Source organism: Nocardiopsis codii (assembly GCF_036327455.1).
GTDB lineage: Bacteria > Actinomycetota > Actinomycetes > Streptosporangiales > Streptosporangiaceae > Nocardiopsis > Nocardiopsis codii.
In genome coordinates, this window is the sequence record NZ_JAUZMY010000095.1 from 1 (window position 1) to 513 (window position 513).

The 513-nt window shown below is 70.2% G+C and carries 1 protein-coding gene; it reads right to left on the reverse strand.

Going from position 1 to position 513, the window contains the following annotated elements:
• Positions 1–412 (reverse strand): glycoside hydrolase family 6 protein (locus Q8791_RS31785; RefSeq protein WP_330095558.1); only part of this gene is annotated, 412 nt, incomplete at its 3' end.
• Between the last annotated feature and the right edge of the window lie 101 nt (positions 413–513).

Below are 513 nucleotides of genomic sequence, written 5' to 3' on the forward strand. Positions count from 1 at the left end.
GCTCGCCGTTGGAGGCCAGGGCGGCGCAGTCACGGCCGGGCAGGTTGTAGATCACCACCTGGAAGACCAGGGGCTCGCCCGCGGCCTGGACCACGGCCTCGTCCAGGTGCTCGCGCAGACCCATCGACCCGGTGGTGGGGCTGTCGTTGCCCTCGATCGCGCTGATCTGGTCCATCCACACACCGGTGGGCTGGTCCGAGATCGCGGACCCGCCGGGCTCGGCCGCGGCGTTCGCCGACCAGATCGGGTTCACGTACACATCCGCACCCTCATACGGATTGTCGACGCGCTCGGCGGCGGAAGCACTGGTGGCGGCGACCGTGAGAGAGGCGGTAAGTGCCAGTCCGGCGGCGGTGGCAAGGCCGCGCCGTGCCCACGGAGTTCGTTGCTTGTCGCGGGGGGAGTTTCTCATGTTGTTTTTCTTCCTCATGGGGAGCGGGTGGCCAGAAGGAGTGTGCGGCGCGCCGGGCGCACAACGGCGCCCGGCGGTCCGGGATCGGGGGGACGTGGTCG